We start from the raw sequence: 19,878 nt of genomic DNA, 5'->3' as shown, positions 1-19,878 counted from the left end.
GCGCTCAAGCGCGATCATGTCGATCATGTCGTGCCGCTCGATCAATTGCCCGCGCTGCTGATGCAATTGGTACATGAAGAGGCCGCCGCCAGCATTCCCATTCCGCGCGAATATCTGATCGAGGATCGCATTGCCGCACAGGAGTTTGCCGTGGCCGAACCGGAGATCGTCGCCCCAGGAGATCCGAGCCATTTGTCCTGCCCCGATTGCGGCGGGGTGCTCAATTGCATCGTCTCGGACGGCGAGGTGCGCTTTCGCTGCCAGGTCGGGCATGCCTTCACCCCGCTCGGGCTCGCGGCGGCGCAATGCGACGAATTGGAACGCGCGCTCAGCGTCGCGGTGCGCACCCATCGCGATCGACTCAAATTGTTCGAACAGATGCTGGAAAACGCCGTCGCGCGCGGCATGACGCATGCGGCGCGACGCTGGAGCGAGGCTTCCGAGGAATCGGGGAGGCTGATCAGCGCACTCGAAGACGCGATGATCAGCCTGCGCAAATCGTTCGGCGAGGGCGAGGCCTAGCGGCGATCGATTCCCGCGCCGATCTCCGCGCGATTGCCTGTCTGCTGGACGATCAGCGTGAGGATCGGTGGCGCCTCGTCGGGGAAATACTGGACGCAGGCCTGCGCGGGGAATTCGCTCCCGTCGGCGGCGCGGAAGGCCGTTTCGAACACGATCTCGGCCTGCTCACCGCTGATCAGCGGCGCGAACAGCGCGTGAAGATCGTCGGCCGATATTCTCGGCAGGATATCGGGCAGGGCGATCTGCATCAGCTGCTGTGTGGTGAGCCCGAGCTTTTTCTGCGCGCCATCGTTGACGAGCAGGAAGCGCAGCGTCTTGGGATCGACGAAATAGATCTGATTGAGCGCCGCGCCGAGCACCCGCCCGAGATGGCGGGTGAAATCCTCGTTGGTGCGTTCCTCGGTGATGTCCTGGAACACCAGCACGAGTCCGTGATTGGCGCCGTTCTCGTCGATCAGCCCGGTCACCCGCGCGCGGCACAGGATGCGCCGCCCGCGACGATCGACGCCTTCGAGCTGGCGCTCGGCATGTTCCTCGCTGCCCGATTGCACCGCGATGAGGCTGTCGCGCAACTGGAGCACCGGCAGCCCGATGTCGAGCTTGTCGAAGCTGGTGCCCGCCACCTCCTCGGCGCGCAGCCCCCAGGTGTTCTCGCTCCAACGGTTCCAGCTCTGGATCGTGTGGCGCGCGTCGAGCACGACGATCCCGGCGTTCATCGATCTGAGGACGGATTCAAGGTGGAGGCGATAGCCGGCGGCCTGCTCGGCCTGGATGCGCAGTTCCTCGTTGACCGATTCCATTTCCTCGTTCGACGAGCGCGCTTCCTCGTTGAGCGTTTCGAGCTCCTCGTTGGTCGACTGGAGCTCCTCGTTGGTCGTCTCGAGCTCCTCGTTGGTCGACTGAAGCTCCTCATTGGTCGTCTCGAGCTCTTCGTTGGCCGATTGCAATTCCTCGATCGACTGCTCCAGATTCTCCTGCGCCGCTTCAAGTTCGCGGCGTAAGGTGTGGATTCCGGTGTGATCGTGAAAGGCGAGCAGGATCGCGTGGACGCTGCCGTCGGCGCGCTGCAGCGGGCGGATGTCGATCGTCAGCCGCATCACCTCGCTCTGGTTGAGGCGATATTCCTGATCTTCGAGCCGCACCCCGCGCCGGCTGCGAAACGCCTCGTCGATCGGCCCGCGCAATTCGATCGGGCGATAGGAGATCGGCAGATCCTGGAACGGGCGACCGACATCGGCCTCGCCGACGCCGAGCAGCATCCGCGCCGGCTGGTTGGCCAGCGCGACCGCGCCCGCGGCGTCGATCACCAGCAAGGCGGTGCCGGCCTCGTTGAGCACCGCTTCCATCAAATGGCTGTCGGGCAGCGGCACGTCGAGCCGCGGTGCGCGGCCGGCGGTGAAGCTGCCGTTGATCGGGCGGCGCCATTCCTGCGGCACCTTGGCGAAGATGCGGTGTTTCATATCGACCGGCCGAAAGAGCGAGGACCGCGCGAGTTGGGTCTCGGCCTTGCCGAGAAACAGGAAGCCGTCGACGTTGAGCGCATAATGCAGCCGTGGCAGCACCAGCGCCTGGGTCTCGGCCTCAAGATAGATCAGCAGGTTGCGACAGGTCAGCAGGTCGATGCGCGAGATCGGCGCGTCGTGGACGACATTGTGCCGGCCGAAGATGACGCACTTCCTGAGCTCGCGCTCGAAGACGTAATGATTGTTGGTGCGCTCGAAATATTTTTCGAGATAGTCCGGGGGCACGCTGTCGACCTCGCGCGGCGAATAGGTCGCGAGGCGCGCGACCTTGAGCGCTTCTTCGTCCAGATCGGTGGCGTAGATCTTCACCCGCCGGCAGAATTCGCCGATCCCCATCGCCTCGGCGAGCAGCATCGCGATCGAATAGGGCTCCTCGCCGCTCGCGCAGCCGACGCTCCAGATGCGGATCGCGCGATCTTCCTCGGCGTTGGCGAGGATTTGCGGAATCACCTTGTCGCGCGTCACCGCCCAAGCTTCTTCGTCGCGGAAGAAGGAGGTGACGTTGATCAGCACGGTGTTGAGCAATTCCTCATATTCGCTCGGCTGCGCTTCGAGATGCGCGCGATAGGCGGCGAAGTTCTCCGCGTTGACCGCTTCCATCCGCAACGTGATCCGGCGGCGCAGGCTGGTGCGCTTATAGCCGCGGAAATCGAGCCCGCGGCTTTCCTGAATGTGGCGCAGCAACGCTTCGAATTCGGGATCAGGGGTGGCGCGTTCTACCATGTTCATTCTCTTGTTCGCAGCGGCGATTAGCTTGCTAGGCGCGCGCCGCGCGCGCGTCCACTGGCGAGTGGAGACCGAACGTGCGAACGCGCCGAAACGGTGACCGCTCGGCGCGCGCGCTTAAAAGATGGTGAGGGTCAGCAGCCGAATTCGGGGCGCCTGAAATCCTCGATCCGCCAGCCATAAGGGGTGCGGTGAGCGTAGAAAGTGTAGAAGCAGCGCTTCTCCCTGGTCGTCGTGGGCGAATATTCGACACGGGTGCGAGGATGATCGCCGCGATGTTCGACCCGCGAGACGGCTTCGCCGCCGCTCGTTTCGGTTTCGCTCTGCATCCATTGATAGGCGCGCCGGCCGTCGGGGAGATCGCGAACGTCGATCGGCGGGCCATAACGCGCCATCACGTCCTCGGGCGAGCGCCCGACATAGCCGCGCATTATATCGACCGAGCAACCCGCCAGCAACGCCCCGGCCAGCGCGAAGGCGCCGAACAGCGGGTGGAAGCGACGCGGGCGGGGCGGGAAGGGGCGGAAATTCATGCGCAAACTCCGATACATCGACGCGCGCTCGTGCATGAAGAAGATGACGTCAACATTGCGCCGGGGCGACGATCCGGTGATTTGGCGGTGCGTCAGGAACTTCGCCTCGACGTTGCGGGCGACAGAGCGTCTAGCCGCCCCGGATCATGTAACCGGCGCCGCGCACCGTCTCGATCGCATCTTCGTCGAAGCCGGCATTGAGCTTGGACCGCAGCCGGCAGAGATGCGTCTCGACGATGTTGGTCTTGGGGTCGAAATCGAGATCCCATACGCGTTCGAGCAACATGGTGCGCGTCATCACCCGATGCGGATTGCGCATGAGCTCGGCAAGCAGCGCGAATTCGCGCGGTTGCAGATGGATGCGCCGGCCGCCGCGCTCGACCGTCCGGCGATCGAAATCGAGCATGATGTCGCCGACCGTCAAGCGATGCGGGTCGCGTCGCAATACCGGTCGTCGCGTGAGCGCCGTCAGCCGCGCGGCCAGCTCGGAGAAGGCGAATGGCTTGACCAGATAATCGTCGGCGCCGCTTTCCAGCCCTTCGACGCGATCGGCGACCCCACCGGCTGCGCTCAGCATCAGGATCGGCGTCGCTTCGCCGGCGGCGCGCAACGCTTTGACCAGCGCGAGCCCGTCGAGCGCCGGTAGCAGCCGATCGACGACGATCGCGTCGAAATCGCCGCTGGTCGCCTGAAACAGCCCGTCGCGCCCGTCGGGGCTGGTCGCGACGCGATGCCCGGCTTCGGCGAGCCCCTGCGCCACGAACGCCCTTGTTCCGGCATCGTCCTCGATCACCAACACGCGCATTTCACATCCTAACTCGCGGATACGCCGCCTCTCCACCGCCGCCCGCCCGCCGGCAAAAGCACCATCTCATCCGACGAGATCGCCCAATCGACCCAGCGCGGCGCCAAGCAACGGCGCCGGGGCAACATGGCGCGCGCCGGGACAGTCGTCTTGTAAATTGGGGTTACATTGGGGCTGCAATACGATTGCCCAATGTAGGCGATGCCGAGTTGATCCCCGCCCGCCAGCGCGCCAAGCGCGTCATGCAAATGGTTCGCAATAGCCGAGGCGGGCAGGGGGATTTGATGAAACTCAGTATTTTGGCGCATGTTTCACCGCGCGCATTGTCTATCGCGGTCGCCGTTGCGGCGGCGTCGCCCGCCGCGGCGCAGGCGCAGGAAGAGCCGGCCGAGCTCGGCAGCGTCGTCGTGACCGATACCGCGATCGACGAGAAGGAGGCCGAAACCTCCTACAAGGTATCGCGCAGCATCAGCGCCACCCGCACCGATACGCCGCTGATCGACGTGCCGCAAAGCGTGACGGTGGTGCCGATCAAGCAAATTCTCGATCAGGCCGCGGGCAGCATCGCCGAGGCGACCCGCTACGTCCCCGGGGTATTCGTCGCGCAGGGCGAGGGCAATCGCGAGACGCTGATCTTCCGCGGCAATGCCACCACCGGCGATTATTTCGTCGACGGCATCCGCGACGACATCCAGACCTATCGCGATTTCTACAACATCGAGCGGCTCGAAGTGTTCAAGGGGCCGAATGCGATGATCTTCGGCCGCGGCGGCGTCGGCGGGCTGGTCAACCGCGTCACCAAGGTCGCGGACTGGACCCCGCATCGCGCCTTCCGGCTGGAGGGCGGCAGTTTCGAGCATAAGCGCGCGCAATTCGATGTCGGCACCCCGCTCAGCGGGGCGGTGGCGGTGCGGCTGACCGGGGTCTATCAGGACAGCAACAGTTATCGCGACGGGGTCAATTACAACCGCTGGGGGTTCAACCCGACGATTACGTTCAGTCTCGACGACAAGACGACGATCACCGCCGGATACGAGCATTTTCAGGACGATCGCGTCGCCGACCGCGGGGTTTCGGCCTATCTCGGGCGCCCGCTGGAAACGCCGCCCGAGCGGTTCTTCGGCGATCCGCAGAACAGCCCGACCTGGACCAATACCGATGCGGTGACGCTCTACATCGAGCATCGCTTCAGCGACACTTTGTCGATCCGCAACCGCACGCGTTATGCCGATTACAGCAAATTATATCGCAACACCTATCCCGGCGCGGTCAACACCAAGACCTCGGTCAACCCGGAGGGATTGCCGCGCGGCAGCTATGCCGCAGGGACGATCGTCGAGATTCAGAGCTACCAGGCGACGACGCAGCGTCAGAACCTCATCAACCAGACCGATCTCAACGTAGCCTTTGCCACGGGTGCGATCGAGCACACGCTGCTGGCCGGGGTCGAACTCGGGCGGCAAGTTAGCGACAATTTCCGCGTCGAAGGCTTATTCCCGACCGCGACCAATGCCAACGGCGTCTCCAAGATTTATGCGACGATCGCGTCGCCGCGCGTCCGTCGCCCCGATATCCTCTTCCGGCCGACGTCGACCAGCAACGACAATCGCGGCATCACCACGGTCGCGGCGGGCTATATCCAGGATCAGATCGCCTTTTCGCCGATGGTCGATGTCGTGCTCGGCCTCCGCTACGAACATATCACGACCAGCGTGTACGATCGCCGCACCGTAGGCTTCCCCGCGACGCAGCGCCGTGATCTCGAGGCGACCGACATTCTCTGGTCGCCGCGCACCGGGCTGATCTTCAAGCCGGTCGAACAGGCGTCGATCTATGCGGCCTTTTCGCGGACCTATCTGCCGCGCGGGGGCGACCAGCTCACCGGGCTGTCGCTGTCGACCGAAAACCTCGCGCCAGAACGGTACGATAATTACGAGATCGGCGCGAAATGGGATATCGTCCCGACCTTCAATGTCACCGCCGCGCTGTTCCAGCTCGATCGCGACAATGTGCTCGCGCTGAGCAACCCGAACGACCCGCGCTCGCCGACCGTGCCGATCGGCCGCCAGCGCACCAAGGGCTTCGAGCTCAGCGCGCAGGGCGAGATCACCGACAAGCTGAGCGTCATCGGCGCCTATACCTATACCGATGCGAAATTCCTGGACTCGCAATCGGGCACCGTCCAGCGCGGCAATCTGGTCCCCAACGTGCCCAGGAACGCGGCGTCGCTGTGGACGCGGTTCGATCCGATCGAGGCGCTGGGCGTGGCGGTCGGGATGATCCACCAGGGCAAGCGCTTCTCGGCCACCGACAATGCGGTCACGATGCCGGCCTATACCCGGTTCGACGGCGCGATCTATTTCCGCGTGGCGCCCGAGCTCGATCTCCAGCTCAATGTCGAGAATATCTTCAACAAGCGCTATTTCCTCTATGCGCACAGCAACACCAACCACACGCCGGGCTCGCCGACCGCGTTCAAGCTCGGCCTCAACGCGCGGTTCTGATCATCTCGCCCGGCCTGCCCCGCGCGCGCGCAACGAGATCGGCCGTCTCGCGGGCGGTCGACCCGGCGCCGTCGGCAGGAGAGGGGGAGGCGCGCGGGCGATACGAGCCCGCGCGCCGGCCGCATTGGGTCGCGCTTGCCGCGATCGTCGCGGCCCATGCCGCGGGGATCGTGGCGCTCGAATATGCCGGGGTGGAGGTCGTCCGGCGTCTGCCGCATACGCCGCTGGTGGTCCGGCTCCTCCCGCTCGAACCGCCGCCGGCGCCGGTAGAACTGCCGACGAAGCCGGCGGTCGACCGCCCGCCCACGCCGCGATCGGTCGTCGCACCGCCGTCGGTCGTCAAGGCGCCCACCGCGCCCGTCACGGTCGAGATCGCACGGGCGCCCGAGCCCGTCGCGCCGATCGTGGCGAAAGCCGCGACGGTCGCATCCGTGCCGCCGGCGCTGGTCAACCTCGATACCCGGCTGCTCTCGGCCGAGCCCCCGCGTTATCCGGTGGAATCGCGACGTCGGCGCGAAACGGGCACCGTCGTTCTGCTCGTCGTGGTCGACGAGGAGGGCCGGGTCAGCGCGATATCGGTCGCCGAAAGCAGCGGGTCGGATCGGCTCGACAAGGTCGCACTCGCCGCGGTGCGCCGCTGGCGCTGGTCCGCGACGGTGATCGAGGGGCGGCCAAGCAAGGTGCGGGGGCTCGTCCGCATCCCGTTCGAGCTGAGGGAGCGCTGATCGATATCATGGCGCCGCCGAAGTCATGGCGCCGATTGCGCAAGGCCGATATAGCGGGCGCATGACAGCGACGCTCGCCAAACACGCAGCAACGGACGGGCGGGACGCGGGGCAAAATCCTCACACGCCACATTATGCGGCGATCAAACATTTCATCAGCGAGGCGATCAGGACCGGCGAATTATGTCCGGGCGATCGCGTGCCGTCGGAGGCCGAATTGGTATCGCGGTTCGGCGTATCGCGCATGACGGTCAACCGCGCGTTGCGCGAATTGCAAAGCGCCGGCATGCTGGTCAGGCGAGCAGGGAGCGGGTCGTTCGTCGCCGAGCCAAGGCCGATCGGCCATATGATCGAAATCCGCAACATCGCCGACGAGGTCCGCGCGCGCGGCCACGCCTATCGCGCGCGGGTGGTGCAGAACGACATCGTCCGCGCGACGGTGGCGACCGCGGCGCTGCTGCACGTTCCCGCCGGGACGCGATTGTTCCACTCGATCATCGTCCACCACGAGGCCGAGTGGCCGATCCAGCTCGAGGATCGTATCGTGCTGGCATCCGCGGCCCCCGATTATGGCAGGATCGATTTCACCCGCACCACGCCCAACGAATATCTGACGCGGATCGCCCCGCTCGAGCGGGTGGAGCACCGCGTGCGCGCCGCGATGCCCGATGCTTCGACCCGCGCGTTACTCGGGCTGGATGAGAAGGAACCGGCCCTCATCATGATCCGTCAGACCTGGAGCCGGGGACGGCTGGTCTCGCATGCCTGCCTGACCCATCCGGCGCATCGTTTCGAGCTTTCCGCCAGCTTCTCGGTGCCGGGCGTCTGACCTATCCGACCGGCTTGGCGACCACGCGCCGCCGCCGTCGCAGCCAGCGGAAATCGACCCGGTTGAAGCTTTTGAACAGCAAGTAGAAGCCCGTCCCGGAGAGCCACAGCACGCCGAAGGCGACGACGATGATCAGCGGGTGGTTGAAGCTGGCGCGGCTCACATAATCCATATTGTGCAGCATCCAGAAGAAGTCCCACGTCCGCCACGTATCGCCGCGCATGACGAGCAACCGTCCGGTGTCGGCGGCGACATAGGCGCTGCTGTTGGCCGCGTCGGCGAAATCGACCCGCCACATCGCACCCTTATGCTCGCGGGCCTCCAGATTGGGCTTGGCGAGCCGCTCGACCTGCCGCACCGGTGCCTGATTGGCCGATGCGGCGACCGCGCGCGCCATCGTCGCATCGATCGTGAGGGGGCGGCCGTCGATCGCATCGACGATCCGGATGCCGTTGGCCGTGCGCAGCTCGTAGACCGGGCGCCCGGCAAGCGTGCGCAACGCGAGGCCGCTGATCGGCGCGGACGCGGAGAGCGCAGCGGGGGCGATCAGCGAGGTCTGCGTGGGCAGGGGCAGCGCGTGCTCGGCCGGCATGTCGTGACCGCCGACCGCATCCTTATCGAGCAGCGCCATCATCGAGCCGCTCAATGCCCAGAGCAGGAATTGAATGCCGAGGATCAGCCCGACCCATTTGTGGATCCGGCGGAACAGCAAGGGCGACAAGCGGATACGCTTCATATCGCCGCCTCCTTCTTCTTCTTCTTCTTCCTGCGTGGAAAGGCCCAGATCAGCAGCCACGCCCCGCTCGCGGCCATGGCGAATGCGCTCCACGTCGCGACCCGCAGCAGCGGATTGTTGACGTCGGTCCGCGCGTCATAGTCCATGATGTGAAGCATCCAGGCGAAGTCGAAGATGCGCCACAGATTGTGGCGTCGCGAGATCAGTTCGCCAGTCGCCGGCGACAGATAGAAGGTCGGCCGGTTCCAGCCGGCGAACTCGACCTGCCAGTAGGGCGGTTTGCGCGCCTGCATTTCCTGCGGCGCGCGCGTGAGCAGCCGCACGGAGACAATGTCGCCGGTCCCGGCATAAGCGCGCCGCGCCAGCGCGCGAATATCGGCTTCGGTCGGCCGGGGCAGCGGCTGCCCGCTCCGCGCGTCGAACAGCGCAGCGCCGCCCCGCGTTTCCGCGCGCCACACCGGTCGATCGAGATGATGCTGGAGCCGCAGCTCCGAGACGTCGGCACGCGCCGCAAGGATCCGCGAGGGCGGGGCGATGGCGCGCAAATCGACCGCCCTGGCCGAAGCTGCGCGAACCAGATGATCGCCGTGGATCGTATCGATGTGGACGACCACCATGTAGAAACCGGTGAGCGTCCACAGCACGACCTGAACCCCGACGAGCAAGGCGAGCCATTTGTGGAACCGCCGTGCGACGAGCGGCCAGCGGATTGTGCGTGCCATCGCCCTATACGCTTCAGAAGGCCGTTCGCATGCCGACGTAGAACCGCCGGCCGAGCAGGTCGTAGGTCATCGTATCGGTGTTGCCGTCGGTAAAGCTCTGGATATAGGGCGCCTTACGATCGAACAGATTGTCGACGCCGACCTGGAAGCGGGTCTTCGCGTCGATTTCGAACGCCAGCTGTGCATTGTGGTAGAACACGTCGGGCGTCTTATAGCCGATCTGGCCCGGCTTCGCGTTGAAATCGGTCGCCTTGCCGATCCATTGCGTCGACCAGGTTGCGGTGACGCCGCCGCTTGCCGCGGTGATCACGCCATAGCCGCGCCATTTCGAATAGCCGCCATTGCCACCGCCGATAAAGCCGTCGAAGACGATCGGCTCTGCGCCGGCGAACGGCATCACGACATATTTGTTGAGATAGGTGGCATTGAGATCGACCGTCAGCGCGACCGCGCCGATCCTGCGTTCATAGACGAGGCCGAGATCGAGCCCGTTCATCTGCTCGCGCCCGGTATTGATCGGCTGGGCCGACAGATAGGTGACTTCGCCGGTGAGCGGGCTGCGCGTGAAATCGCCGCAGAACGGGTGCGACAGATTGGCGCTGGCATAGCAGACCGCGAGCTTGGTCGATCCCGGAATGGTGCGGATCGCATCCTTGATATCGATGTCGAACCAGTCGGCGGTGAGCGACAGGCCGGGCACGAGCGTGCGCGGCTGGAGCACGGTGCCGATCGTCCAGCTCGTCGAGCTTTCCGGCCTGAGCTTCTGGTTGCCGCCGCTGGTGGTGAGGATCGTCGATCCGAGCTGGACATAATTGGCCGGCACGCCCGACGCGCGGCAATTGGCGATCAGCGTCGCATTGCCGCTCTGCGCATAGCGGCTGCACGGATCGGTCGTGGTGAGATTCCCCTCGGAGACGCCACCGAACAGTTCGGGCACATTGGGGACACGGAAGCCGGTTCCATAGGTGCCGCGCAGGCGGATGCCGTCGCTGACCACCCAATCCGCGCTCAGCTTGTAATTCCAGTCGCTGCCGAACAGGTCATAGTTCGAATAGCGCACCGCGCCGTCGATCGTCAGCGCCTTGAAGAAAAGCGTGTTGGCGAGCACCGGGACCGAAAGCTCGAAATAGGCTTCCTTGGCGGTGCTCGATCCCGAGATCGGATCCTGCTGGTTGGTATTGGCGACGCCGAGCACGGTAAGCGGATCGGGATCGCGCCAGCCCTTTTCCTTGCGATAGACCGCGCCCGCCGCGAAGGCGACCGGGCCGGCGGGCAGGCGGAAGAGATTGCCGTTGATGTCCGCGGTCACCGTGGCGAGTTCGTTGCCGCCGCGATCGCGCGAGGTGAACAGGATATAATCGAGAACTTTCGGCGTCAGATCGCCATAGCCGAGATAATCGCCGCACGGGATCGCCGCGCCGACGGTCGCGCTGCACTTGCTGGTATCGAGCGTATTGGCGACGCGTTCGAGATTGGCGATGTTGGTCGAGCCATCGATCGCTGTATTGCGGCCGAAGCTCCCCGCGACCTCCCACGCCCAGTCATTCGCCAGCTTGCCGCGCAACCCGAACGTGCCCTGCCAGGTATCGGTCTCCTGGAAAAAGCGGCGCCCCCCCGGCTCGGCGAGGCGGCGCTGGATCAGGACGATATCCTGCCCCGTCGGATTGGTCGGGTTGGTCGCCGCGATCCTGAGATTGCGCAGCGTGCCCGGCGTCGCGATCTGGTTCGACTTGCGATAGGTGTAAAGGAATTCGCCGAAGGCGGTGATGCCGTCGGTCACCTTGTAATCGGCGAAAAAAGCGGTGCTGATGCGTTCGACCGGGCTCACTGCGTTGAGGAAAGGGTTGGAATTGAAATTGTGCTTCGCGGCGCTGTACGGCTCGTAGAAATTGCCGTCGCCGCCGGGGATCTGGTTGAAGTTGATTTGCTGCCCGTTGGGCAGCACGGCACGGCCGCCGATCGTGGAGGCGCTGTTGATGCACGAGAGCTTGCCCGGCGTCGTTTCGGCGAGCGAGCAGGGCGCGCGGCTCGCCATATTGACCGCGCTGGTCTTCTGATAGGTCGCCGCGGCCATGAAGCCGCCGCGCTCGTTGCGGATGCCCCAGATCAGGTCGGCGGTGAAATCCGATCCGTCGCCGCGTTCGGTGATGCCGTTGCGCAGGCTGACGCCGAGCCCTTCATAATCGGTGCGCGTGATCAGATTGACCACACCGGCCATCGCATCGGCGCCGTAGATTGCCGAGGCACCGTCCTTGAGCACCTCGGTCCGCCCCAAAGCCACGACGGGGATCATATTGAGATCGGGCGAAGAATTGGCGCCCGTACCGCCCGCCACGAGGCGGCGCCCGTTGAGCAGAACCAGGGTGCGCTTGATGCCGAGCCCACGCAGATTGACCTGGGCGGTGCCATAGCCGTTGCTGGTCCAATAAGCCGAGGTCTGGTTGCCCGCGGCGCCCGCGACCGACGGAAGCCGTTGAAGCACCGTCTCGATGTTGACGATGCCGGTATTCTCGATCTGTTCGGCCGAGACGATTGTGGCGGGCGCGACTCCCGCGAGATCCTGCCGGCGGATGCGCGAGCCGGTGACCACGACGTCGCCCGACGTGTCGTTGCCGGCGGCCGGTTCGGCCTGCGACTGCTGTGCGTGTAGCGGTGTCGCATAGGCGACGACCATCGCGGCGCAAAGCAGCGCCCCCTTCTTGCTCATTTTGACTCTCCCCCGATTCGTAATGACCCGGAAGGAGCATCAATTGTATATACAGGTCAATATGAATTCTTCATTAAATTTCAAATAGTTATATCGATTTCATCAAGGTATATCGTACGCCGGTAATACGCAGCAAATCTCCTTATCCCTCACTTTTGTCGCGAAATTTTTCTTCCTTTCTTGGCGGGAGGATAAGCCGCCCCAGCGCCGCCTTGAGCGGGCCGAGCCACGGCTCGAACGGCTTCCATTGCGCGACGCCGCTGGTGTTGAGCGGGCGGCGGACCTGTTCGGAGCTGGCGGTGCGCACCGCGCGCTGGGCGAGCGCGAGGATGTCGGGAAGCTCGAGCGTGCCGTCGATTTCGTCGATCTGGCTGTGCGAGGCGAGGATCTGTTCGAGCAGGGTCGATCCCGCACGCGGCAGGCCGAGGATGAAGATCGGATCGGGCGCGGGGCAGCCTTGCCCGGCGCGAAATTGAGGTGGACACGATCCATCGGCCGCAAATCTTCCCGCGCTACTGGCGGTGCATCGCGATAACTTCCTCGTCCTCGAACCGATAGGTCTTGGGATCGGCCAGCGAATAATAAGGATCGTCGAGGTCGGGGCGCGCCGAAATCGCGGCGCAGTAGGAGGCGATTGCCTCCCGCTGCCAGCCGCAGGCCTTGGGCGCATGGCCGCGTGAGGTCAATGTCGCGGGAAGCTCATCGGTTGCATAATGCGGACTTATTGACATCGATCCAGATGCCGGTCCTTCCTCTAAAAAACGATTTCCGAACGCGCGGCGAGCGATCGGGTGCGGCGGCGAAACCGGTAAGCGGCCAGCGCCACGACGAACAGGATCGCGCATAATCCGACCTGTTCTCGCAGATCGGGCTGGGTGGCCATCAGCGCCAGAACCGCGAGGATCGCCGCGACGAGCGCATAGCTGACATAGGGGAACAGCCAGACCTTCACCGGCAGCGGCTCGCTCGCACTTTCCAGCCGGCGGCGCAACGCGATCTGGCTCAGCGCGATCAGCAGATAGACGCACAGGATGATCGCCCCTGAGGATTGCAGCAGGAAGACGAAGGCGCGTTCGGGGGAGATCACCGAGATCAGCACCATCGCGAAGCCGGCGGCGCAGCTCACCAGAATCGCGAGGCTGGGGACGCGCCGGCGCGAAACGCGGGCGAAGACCGGCGGGGCATCGCCGCGCTCCGCCATTTCGTACAGCATCCGCGAGGTGACGTAGATCGCCGAATTGAGGCACGAGGTCACCGCGGTGAATACCACCGCCGCCATTAGCGGCGCGGCGCCTGGGATGCGGATCCGGGTCATCGCGTCGGCGAAGGGCGAATGGCCGGGGACGATCTGATCCCACGGCACGATCGCGACGATGACCGCGATCGAGCCGAGATAGAAGAACAGGATGCGCATCGTCACGGTGCGCGCGGCGCGCACGACATTCTCGGCCGGATGCTTGGTTTCAACCGCGGCGATCGTCGCGACCTCGCTCCCCATCATCGAGAAGATGACGATCGGTATCGCGGTGAAGATCGCCGCCCAGCCGGCCGGAAACATTCCGCCGTGCGCGCTCATCGCCGCCGCGGTGGCGCTCACCCCCGGGCCGAAGACGAAGATGTGCAGCGCGCCGATCACGATGAACGCGGTGATGATCACCACCTTGAGCGCGGCGAGCCAGAATTCGGCCTCGCCATAGACGCGCACCGAAAGCAGGTTGATCAGCATCGTCGCGAGGATCAGCCCGGTGCCGGGCAGCCACGCCGGCATCGGGAGCAATTGCACCAGGATCGCCGCGCCGGCGATCGCCTCGACCGCGATCGTCACCACCCAGAAATAGAAATAGAGCCAGCCGGTGACGAACCCCGCCCACGGCCCGAGCCCAAGCGTCGCATAGCCGGTGAAGGTGCCCACCCCGGGGCGGGCGATCGCCATCTCGCCGAGCATCCGCATGATCACGAACACCAAGGTGCCGCACATCGCATAGGTGAACAGTACCGCAGGCCCGGCGACGTTGATCGCCGCGCTCGATCCGACGAAGATGCCCGCGCCGATGATCCCGCCGAGCGAGATCATCGTGACGTGGCGCGGCTGCAGCGAATGAGCGAGCGTTTCGTGTTGGCCGGGATCCCGGTTCGTCATACGCGCGCTCTCCGAAGCCGTTTCGGCATTTCCCTCCGCCCGCCGCCGGATTTCGCGACGCGTGGACAAGGTTCGAATTGCGATTAGCCGCGATAGAATGAACGCCGTCAACGCCGCGATCGGCGACGCGGGCAGGCATCGGCAACTCCCGGCGCAGGCGCGGCGAAACCGTCGTCGCTTCGGCGGAAAATGGAACTTCGTTACAAATAGTTGATCGCTGATCATCGGAAGATCAGCGGCGCTGAACGGCGATAACAGTTTTTCTGATGCCGCCGCCGCGCTTGCCCTGCGCCTGCCGGATCCACGGCCGGTGTCAGGCGCGGACGGACGAGCCCCGTATCGCCAGGATCGAGCAGCCGGTGCCGGCGAGGATCAGCAGCAAGCCGGCGCCGGCGATCGCGACCGGGCCGCCGGCGTCCCACATCAGCCCGGCGAGCGGCGGCCCGAGCGCGCTGCCCGCGCCCTGGACCGCGACGATCAGGCTGGTGAGCGCGCCGCTGCGATCGGCGTCGGAGATCGCCGCGAGCTGATAGGGCATCACCGCGCCGATCCCGAACCCGAGGCTGACCAGCGCCACCGCGAACAGCAACGGCGTGAGCGGCAGCATCAACAGCCCCGCGCACAGCGCGAGCACGGCCAGCGCGCCGAGCAGCGGCAGCGCGTGGCGTGTCCGCCCGACCGTTGCCGAGGCGACCAGCGAGCCGAACCCGGTGAGCAACAGATTGGACGACAGCACCGCGCCGACGGCGCCCGCGTCGATCCCGATGCTCGCGCCGATCTTGGCGGCGAACGACCAGATGCAGGCGAAGGCGAAACCGGTGAAGAATAGAGCGGCGAGCGCCAATACCCCCGCGCCCGTCGCGCCCGCACCGCTTTGCCGGTCGGCCGCGACGGCGGGGGTGAAACGCCGCGGTATCTGCGTCCCGCCGAGACTGAGGATGCCGACCAGCAAGGCAATCGTCAGCAGCACCCCTGCCAGCCCCGATCGCGGGATGATCCATTGTCCGGCGGTGAAGGTGACGAGCGCGAGCGCGGGATAGGAAAGCCCGATCGCAATCGCGAAGGCGCGCGCCGGGACCGGCGCGAGCCCGAGCACGCGATAGGCGATCACCCACAAGCCGCCCATCGCATTGCCGATGACGAAACAGGCCGCCAGCGCGACCGCAAACGCCCCGCTCACCCCCAGCAGCCAGAAGGCGGCGGCGATGACCACCGCCGCCCCCGCGATCGCCGGGCGGAGCGCGATCCGCCCCGCCCACCACACCGCGAGCATCGAGGAGACGGTGAAGCCCGCGAGATAGGCGGTGCCGAGCAGCCCGGCCTCGGCCGCGCCGATCCCGGCATGTTCGGTCTGCAGGCTCACGAAGAAGGGCAGGAAGGCCCAGAAGAGCCCGCCGGCGATATAGAGCGCGATCGCGCCGGCAATGGCACCGCGGCCGACGGGTTGCGCTCGATCGGGTTCGGCAATCATCGATCCGCCCCCCTCAGGTCAGAACGAGCGCGACAGGCTGATGCCATAGGTGCGCGGCAGGTTATAGACCAGCCCGGCATAACCGCCCGAGACGACCTGATAGGCCTCTGCGACATAGCGGATGTCGGTCAGGTTGCGCACCCACAGCGATCCCTGCCAGCCGGCGCCGTCCTCGATCATCAGGCGCGCGTTGAGCAAGGCGTGCGGCGGCGTCTGGAGGATTTTCGTGTTGAGCAGGTCGCGCTGCGAGCGGCTTTCGTATTTCACGTCGATTGACGGGGTGACCGTGTAGCGGCCGACCGGGGCGGCATAGCGCGCCGAGCCGTTCAGCGTCCACTCGGGGGAATTGGCCAGCCGGCCACCGGCGAGGTCGACGATCGTGCCGAACAGATTCTGCTGCCGCAGCGTGTCGAGCTTCTGGTAGGTATAGCTCGCGCCGGCGTCGATGCTGAGCCTGCGGACCGGGCGGAGCGCGAGCTTGAGCTCGCCGCCCGCGATATCGGCGCCCTTGCCGTTGGTGAGGTAAGGGGCGTTGACCCCGGTGCGATTTTCGATCGCGGTGACGATGATATCGGTCCAGCGATTGTAGAAGGCCGCCGCCTCGATCCGCACGCCGGGCGCGACCGACGCCTTGATCCCCAGTTCATAGGCCGTCACGCGTTCCTGACGGGTGGGCTGAAGCGCCGCCTGGCTGCCGAGGAAATAGGAATTGAACGTCCCGGCGTCGAACCCGCGCGAGATGTTGGCGTAGATCAGCACTTGGTCGCTCGGCGTATAATCGAGCGCGATCCGCCCCGACCAGTCGCTCTGGTTGAGCTTGTTGCTGCCGGCGAAGGTCGTCGCACCGGTGCCGCCCGTCGGGGTGAAGACCGAGCGATAGGTGAAATCGCGCCCGACCCAGGTCTGGCGCAACCCGCCGGTGAGCTTGAGCGTCGGGGTCAGGCGATAGTCGAGCTGGCCGAAGATCGCGCCGGTGCGGGTGGAGAGCTTCGAATAATCGGCGACCGCACCGCCGAACCAGTCACGGAAATCGGACGAGAAGATCGGGTTGCCGGTCAGGCGGTCCCAGGAATAATAAGCGCCCGCGATCCAGGTCAGCGCGGCGCCGTCGTCGTCCGACGCGAGCCGCAATTCCTGCGAGAATTGATCGACGGTGCTGCCGCGGATCGTATCGGTCACGACATTGGCGCCGCCATCCTCGTCGAGCCCCTCGCGCCGCTTGAGATGGTCGTAGCCCGTCACCGAGGTCAGGCGGACCGCGCCGAAGCTATAGTCGATCTGCCCGACGACGCCGTAGGTGCTGTTGTCATGCCGGCCGTAGAGGCTGCGGGGGTTGTCGTGGACGCTCTTCGTCTGCTTGTGATAGCCCGAGACGTCGACGCAATTGGCATTCGCGCCGGCGATGTCGCCGGCAAGGAATTGCGGGCAGATCTGCCCGGCATTGGGCTGACCCGCCGGCACCAATGCGGCGACCGAGGTGAACGGCCAGGTATCCGAGCGATCGACTCCGCCGTGCCCGGTGACGGTGATGCGCAGCCCGTCATTGTCGGTGAAGAGCAGCGAGCCGCGGAAGAAAGCGGTACGGATCTGGCCGTAATGATCGCCGCCGCTGCGATCGGTCTGCGGGCCGTCCCATTGGCGCACCACCTTGGTTGCGATCCGCCCGGCGAGCGTATCGCCGACGAGCGGGCCGCCGATCGCCGCTTCGACGTTGAGATAATTGTACCGGCCGAAATCGATCTGCGCATAACCATTGGGGGTGAAGCTCGGCTGGCGCGAGATGAAATTGACCGCGCCCGCGGTGGTATTGCGGCCGTAAAGCGTCCCTTGCGGGCCTTTGAGCACCTCGACCCGCTCCTGATCGAACATCTGGAAGGCGAGCATCGGCGAGGACGACTGATAGATGCCGTCGACATAGACGCCGGTGGTCTGCGGGGCGCTTTCGTTGAAATTGTCCGCGCTCATCCCGCGGAGGGTGATCGAGGGATAGCTGTTCTCGCCGAACGGCAGATGGACCGCGAGATTGGGCGTGTACATCGTCAGATCGCGCACGCTGGTCGCGCCTTCCTCGCGCAGCCGATTGCCGTCGAAGGCGTCGATGGTGATCCCGACCTTGTCGAGTCGCTCCTCGCGATGCTGCGCCGTGACGACGATGTCGCCGCCCTCGACGGCGCCGGCTTTGGCCTGGGGGGATGCCGGGTCCGCAGGCGCGGCGACGGCGGGGGCCGTGCCGATCAGCAGCAGCGCGGTCGATTGGAGAAGCAGTCGATGGACGTTCGGAATCATACCCCACCCCCTAACATTATCGGGCAAAGGCTTATGAATGATCGATTGACTAGTCAACCTGACAAATATCTCTCTTCAAAGGTGCGACCATGCTGTCGACGGTTGACTAGTCAACCTTAAATGCTAAGCTCCGGCGCATGACCAACGCGCTTACGCGGCACGGGCCGCTCTACATCCGGATCGCGGCCGAGCTGCGCGCGGGCATCCTGTCGCGGCGCTGGCAGCCGGGCGACCAGCTGCCCAGCGAGGCGCAATTGTGCCGCGAATATGGCGTCAGTCGGGGGACGGTGGTTCGCGCGATCGAAATCCTGCTTCAGGAGGGGCTGGCGCATCGCCGGCAGGGCGATGGCACCTATGTTTCGCGGCCGTCGCTGCATCGTCAGCCGGGATTCCTGACCGGCTTTTCGCATTCGGTGCGCGATCAGGGACGCGTGCCGACGCATCGTATCCTGGGGTTCACGCGGCTGTCCGCCGCCGAGGCGCAGCAATATGGCTGCGGCGGCCCCGCGGTCCGGCTGTCGCGTCTGCGGCTGGTCGACGACACGCCCTGGGCGCTGCACAATTCGGTCGTGCCGGAGCAGGTCGCGGAGCGCGTGCCGGCGCTGACCGCGGACGGCGTCGAACTGCTCCACGCCGCCGACTTCTCGCTTTATCAGGCGATGGAGGAAGCCGGCATCCATGTCGATCATGCCGAGGAACTGCTCCGCGCGCGCGCCGCGACGCCGGAGGAGGCGGCGCTGCTCGGCGTCCCGTCCGGCACCGCGCTGATGGCGATCAACCGTCGCGCTTATGATGCGGCGGGGCGGATCGTCGAATTGGTCGAAACGAATTATGTGGGTGATTCATATAGTTATGAGACGCGGCTGACACGCGATCGCGGCGTCGCCCATATGGTCTCGCAGGTCGCGGATCGGCATTGATGCCCCGCGACTGGCATGAGGCGGGGTCGCCCGAGCGTACCGCGGTCCTCGTCGATCTCCAGAATGGTTTCCTGCATCCGGAGGGCGGGAATTACTATCCCGCCGCGTCGGACATCGTGCCCAATCTGCGCCGGCTGCTCGCCCATGCGCGGTCGCGCGGGCGGCTGATCGTCCATGTCGCCGACCGGCATCGCGCCGGGCTGGCCGATTTCGAATCCGCCAAGCTGCCCGAGCATTGCGTCGACGGCGCGTTCGACGCCGCCTTCTTCGACGGCTTCGGCCCGCCCGAGCCCGCGCCGGCCAATGAACTCGTCGTCGTGAAGCGCCGGTTCAGCGCCTTCTTCGCCACCGATCTCGACCTGACGCTGCGCGAGAATGCGATCGAACGGCTGGTGGTGGCGGGGGTCAAGACCAACGTCTGCGTCCGCGCGACGATCCAGGATGGTTTCGGTCTCGGTTACAGCTGCCTGCTGGCGCGCGAAGCGACCAATTCCAATCGCACCAATCTGGAGGCCGCGGCGGTCGAGGACATCGATCGCTATATGGGGTGGAGCGTCGCGCTGGCGGATGCCGAGGCGGCGCTCGGATGACGCGTATCGCGCTTGTCGGCTATGCCTCGCTCGATCATCCGATCCAGCTCGACGGCGTCTATCGCCCGCATTGGACGACGCCGATCCGGCATCGCGGCGGCGGCGCCTGGCCGCGCGCGGGCGGGTGCCATTATTATGC

The 19,878-nt window shown here is 65.5% G+C and carries 15 protein-coding genes and 1 pseudogene; 6 read left to right on the top strand and 10 right to left on the bottom strand.

Translation table 11 applies throughout. The annotated features are described in order from the left end of the window. On the top strand, positions 1–522 hold a 522-nt coding region (locus BGN95_RS08330; protein ID WP_286772342.1), incomplete at its 5' end, for a hypothetical protein. Here the strand turns inward: BGN95_RS08330 and BGN95_RS08325 are convergent. The 3 genes from BGN95_RS08325 to BGN95_RS08315 form a co-directional block, all read right to left on the bottom strand. After that, positions 519–2,768, bottom strand: coding sequence for a CheR family methyltransferase (locus BGN95_RS08325; protein ID WP_286772341.1), 2,250 nt, complete (start codon positions 2,766–2,768; stop codon positions 519–521). The two genes, BGN95_RS08330 and BGN95_RS08325, sit on opposite strands and share 4 nt — an antisense overlap. 137 nt (positions 2,769–2,905) lie before the next feature. Further along, entirely contained in the window at positions 2,906–3,304 is a 399-nt protein-coding gene (locus BGN95_RS08320; protein WP_265312320.1) for a hypothetical protein, read from the bottom strand. A 130-nt stretch (positions 3,305–3,434) separates the two neighbouring features. Beyond that, positions 3,435–4,109 (bottom strand): response regulator transcription factor, encoded by a 675-nt coding sequence (locus BGN95_RS08315; protein ID WP_265312321.1) that lies wholly within the window; start codon positions 4,107–4,109, stop codon positions 3,435–3,437. Positions 4,110–4,393: 284 nt separating this feature from the next. On the opposite strand from BGN95_RS08315, the gene BGN95_RS08310 reads away from it, so the two are divergent. From BGN95_RS08310 to hutC, 3 genes are all read left to right on the top strand, one after another. Beyond that, entirely contained in the window at positions 4,394–6,613 is a 2,220-nt protein-coding gene (locus BGN95_RS08310; RefSeq protein ID WP_286772340.1) for a TonB-dependent receptor, read from the top strand. Between the two features lie 170 nt (positions 6,614–6,783). Continuing rightward, positions 6,784–7,338, top strand: coding sequence for an energy transducer TonB (locus tag BGN95_RS08305; protein ID WP_286772339.1), 555 nt, complete (start codon positions 6,784–6,786; stop codon positions 7,336–7,338). Between the two features lie 61 nt (positions 7,339–7,399). Continuing rightward, positions 7,400–8,167 (top strand): histidine utilization transcriptional repressor HutC, encoded by a 768-nt coding sequence (gene hutC, locus BGN95_RS08300; RefSeq protein WP_265312324.1) that lies wholly within the window; start codon positions 7,400–7,402, stop codon positions 8,165–8,167. A gap of 1 nt (position 8,168) precedes the next feature. Here hutC and BGN95_RS08295 read toward each other — a convergent pair whose 3' ends face one another. The 7 genes and pseudogenes from BGN95_RS08295 to BGN95_RS08260 all read right to left on the bottom strand — a co-directional run bounded on the left by BGN95_RS08295 (position 8,169) and on the right by BGN95_RS08260 (position 18,229). Then, complete coding sequence (locus BGN95_RS08295) at positions 8,169–8,903, bottom strand: PepSY domain-containing protein (protein WP_286772338.1); 735 nt, start codon at positions 8,901–8,903, stop codon at positions 8,169–8,171. Continuing rightward, the gene (locus tag BGN95_RS08290) at positions 8,900–9,625 is read right to left on the bottom strand and encodes a PepSY domain-containing protein (protein WP_286772337.1); all 726 of its coding nucleotides are present in this window, start codon (positions 9,623–9,625) and stop codon (positions 8,900–8,902) included. The genes BGN95_RS08295 and BGN95_RS08290 overlap by 4 nt, the downstream gene beginning before the upstream one ends. 13 nt (positions 9,626–9,638) lie before the next feature. Further along, positions 9,639–12,332, bottom strand: a complete 2,694-nt coding sequence (locus BGN95_RS08285; protein ID WP_286772336.1) for a TonB-dependent receptor domain-containing protein — start codon at positions 12,330–12,332, stop codon at positions 9,639–9,641. Between the two features lie 142 nt (positions 12,333–12,474). Beyond that, positions 12,475–13,027 (bottom strand): annotated as a pseudogene (locus tag BGN95_RS27235) (sulfotransferase); the annotation flags it as partial. A 59-nt stretch (positions 13,028–13,086) separates the two neighbouring features. Further along, positions 13,087–14,472 (bottom strand): amino acid permease, encoded by a 1,386-nt coding sequence (locus BGN95_RS08270; RefSeq protein WP_286772335.1) that lies wholly within the window; start codon positions 14,470–14,472, stop codon positions 13,087–13,089. A 313-nt stretch (positions 14,473–14,785) separates the two neighbouring features. Further along, entirely contained in the window at positions 14,786–15,943 is a 1,158-nt protein-coding gene (locus BGN95_RS08265) for an MFS transporter (RefSeq protein ID WP_286772334.1), read from the bottom strand. An 18-nt stretch (positions 15,944–15,961) separates the two neighbouring features. Continuing rightward, the gene (locus BGN95_RS08260) at positions 15,962–18,229 is read right to left on the bottom strand and encodes a TonB-dependent receptor (RefSeq protein WP_286772333.1); all 2,268 of its coding nucleotides are present in this window, start codon (positions 18,227–18,229) and stop codon (positions 15,962–15,964) included. 137 nt (positions 18,230–18,366) lie between these two features. Between BGN95_RS08260 and BGN95_RS08255 the strand changes: the two genes are divergently transcribed. Both BGN95_RS08255 and BGN95_RS08250 read left to right on the top strand, forming a co-directional pair. Beyond that, entirely contained in the window at positions 18,367–19,149 is a 783-nt protein-coding gene (locus tag BGN95_RS08255) for a GntR family transcriptional regulator (RefSeq protein ID WP_265312331.1), read from the top strand. After that, on the top strand, positions 19,149–19,739 hold the full coding sequence (locus tag BGN95_RS08250; protein ID WP_286772332.1) for a cysteine hydrolase family protein: 591 nt from the start codon (positions 19,149–19,151) through the stop codon (positions 19,737–19,739). The genes BGN95_RS08255 and BGN95_RS08250 overlap by 1 nt, the downstream gene beginning before the upstream one ends. Positions 19,740–19,878 lie beyond the last annotated feature (139 nt).

This window comes from Sphingomonas sp. 66-10 (assembly GCF_001897045.1).
GTDB lineage: Bacteria > Pseudomonadota > Alphaproteobacteria > Sphingomonadales > Sphingomonadaceae > Sphingomonas > Sphingomonas lycopersici.
The sequence above is the reverse complement of the archived record's forward strand: the minus strand, read 5'-3'. Positions and strand labels throughout refer to the sequence as shown.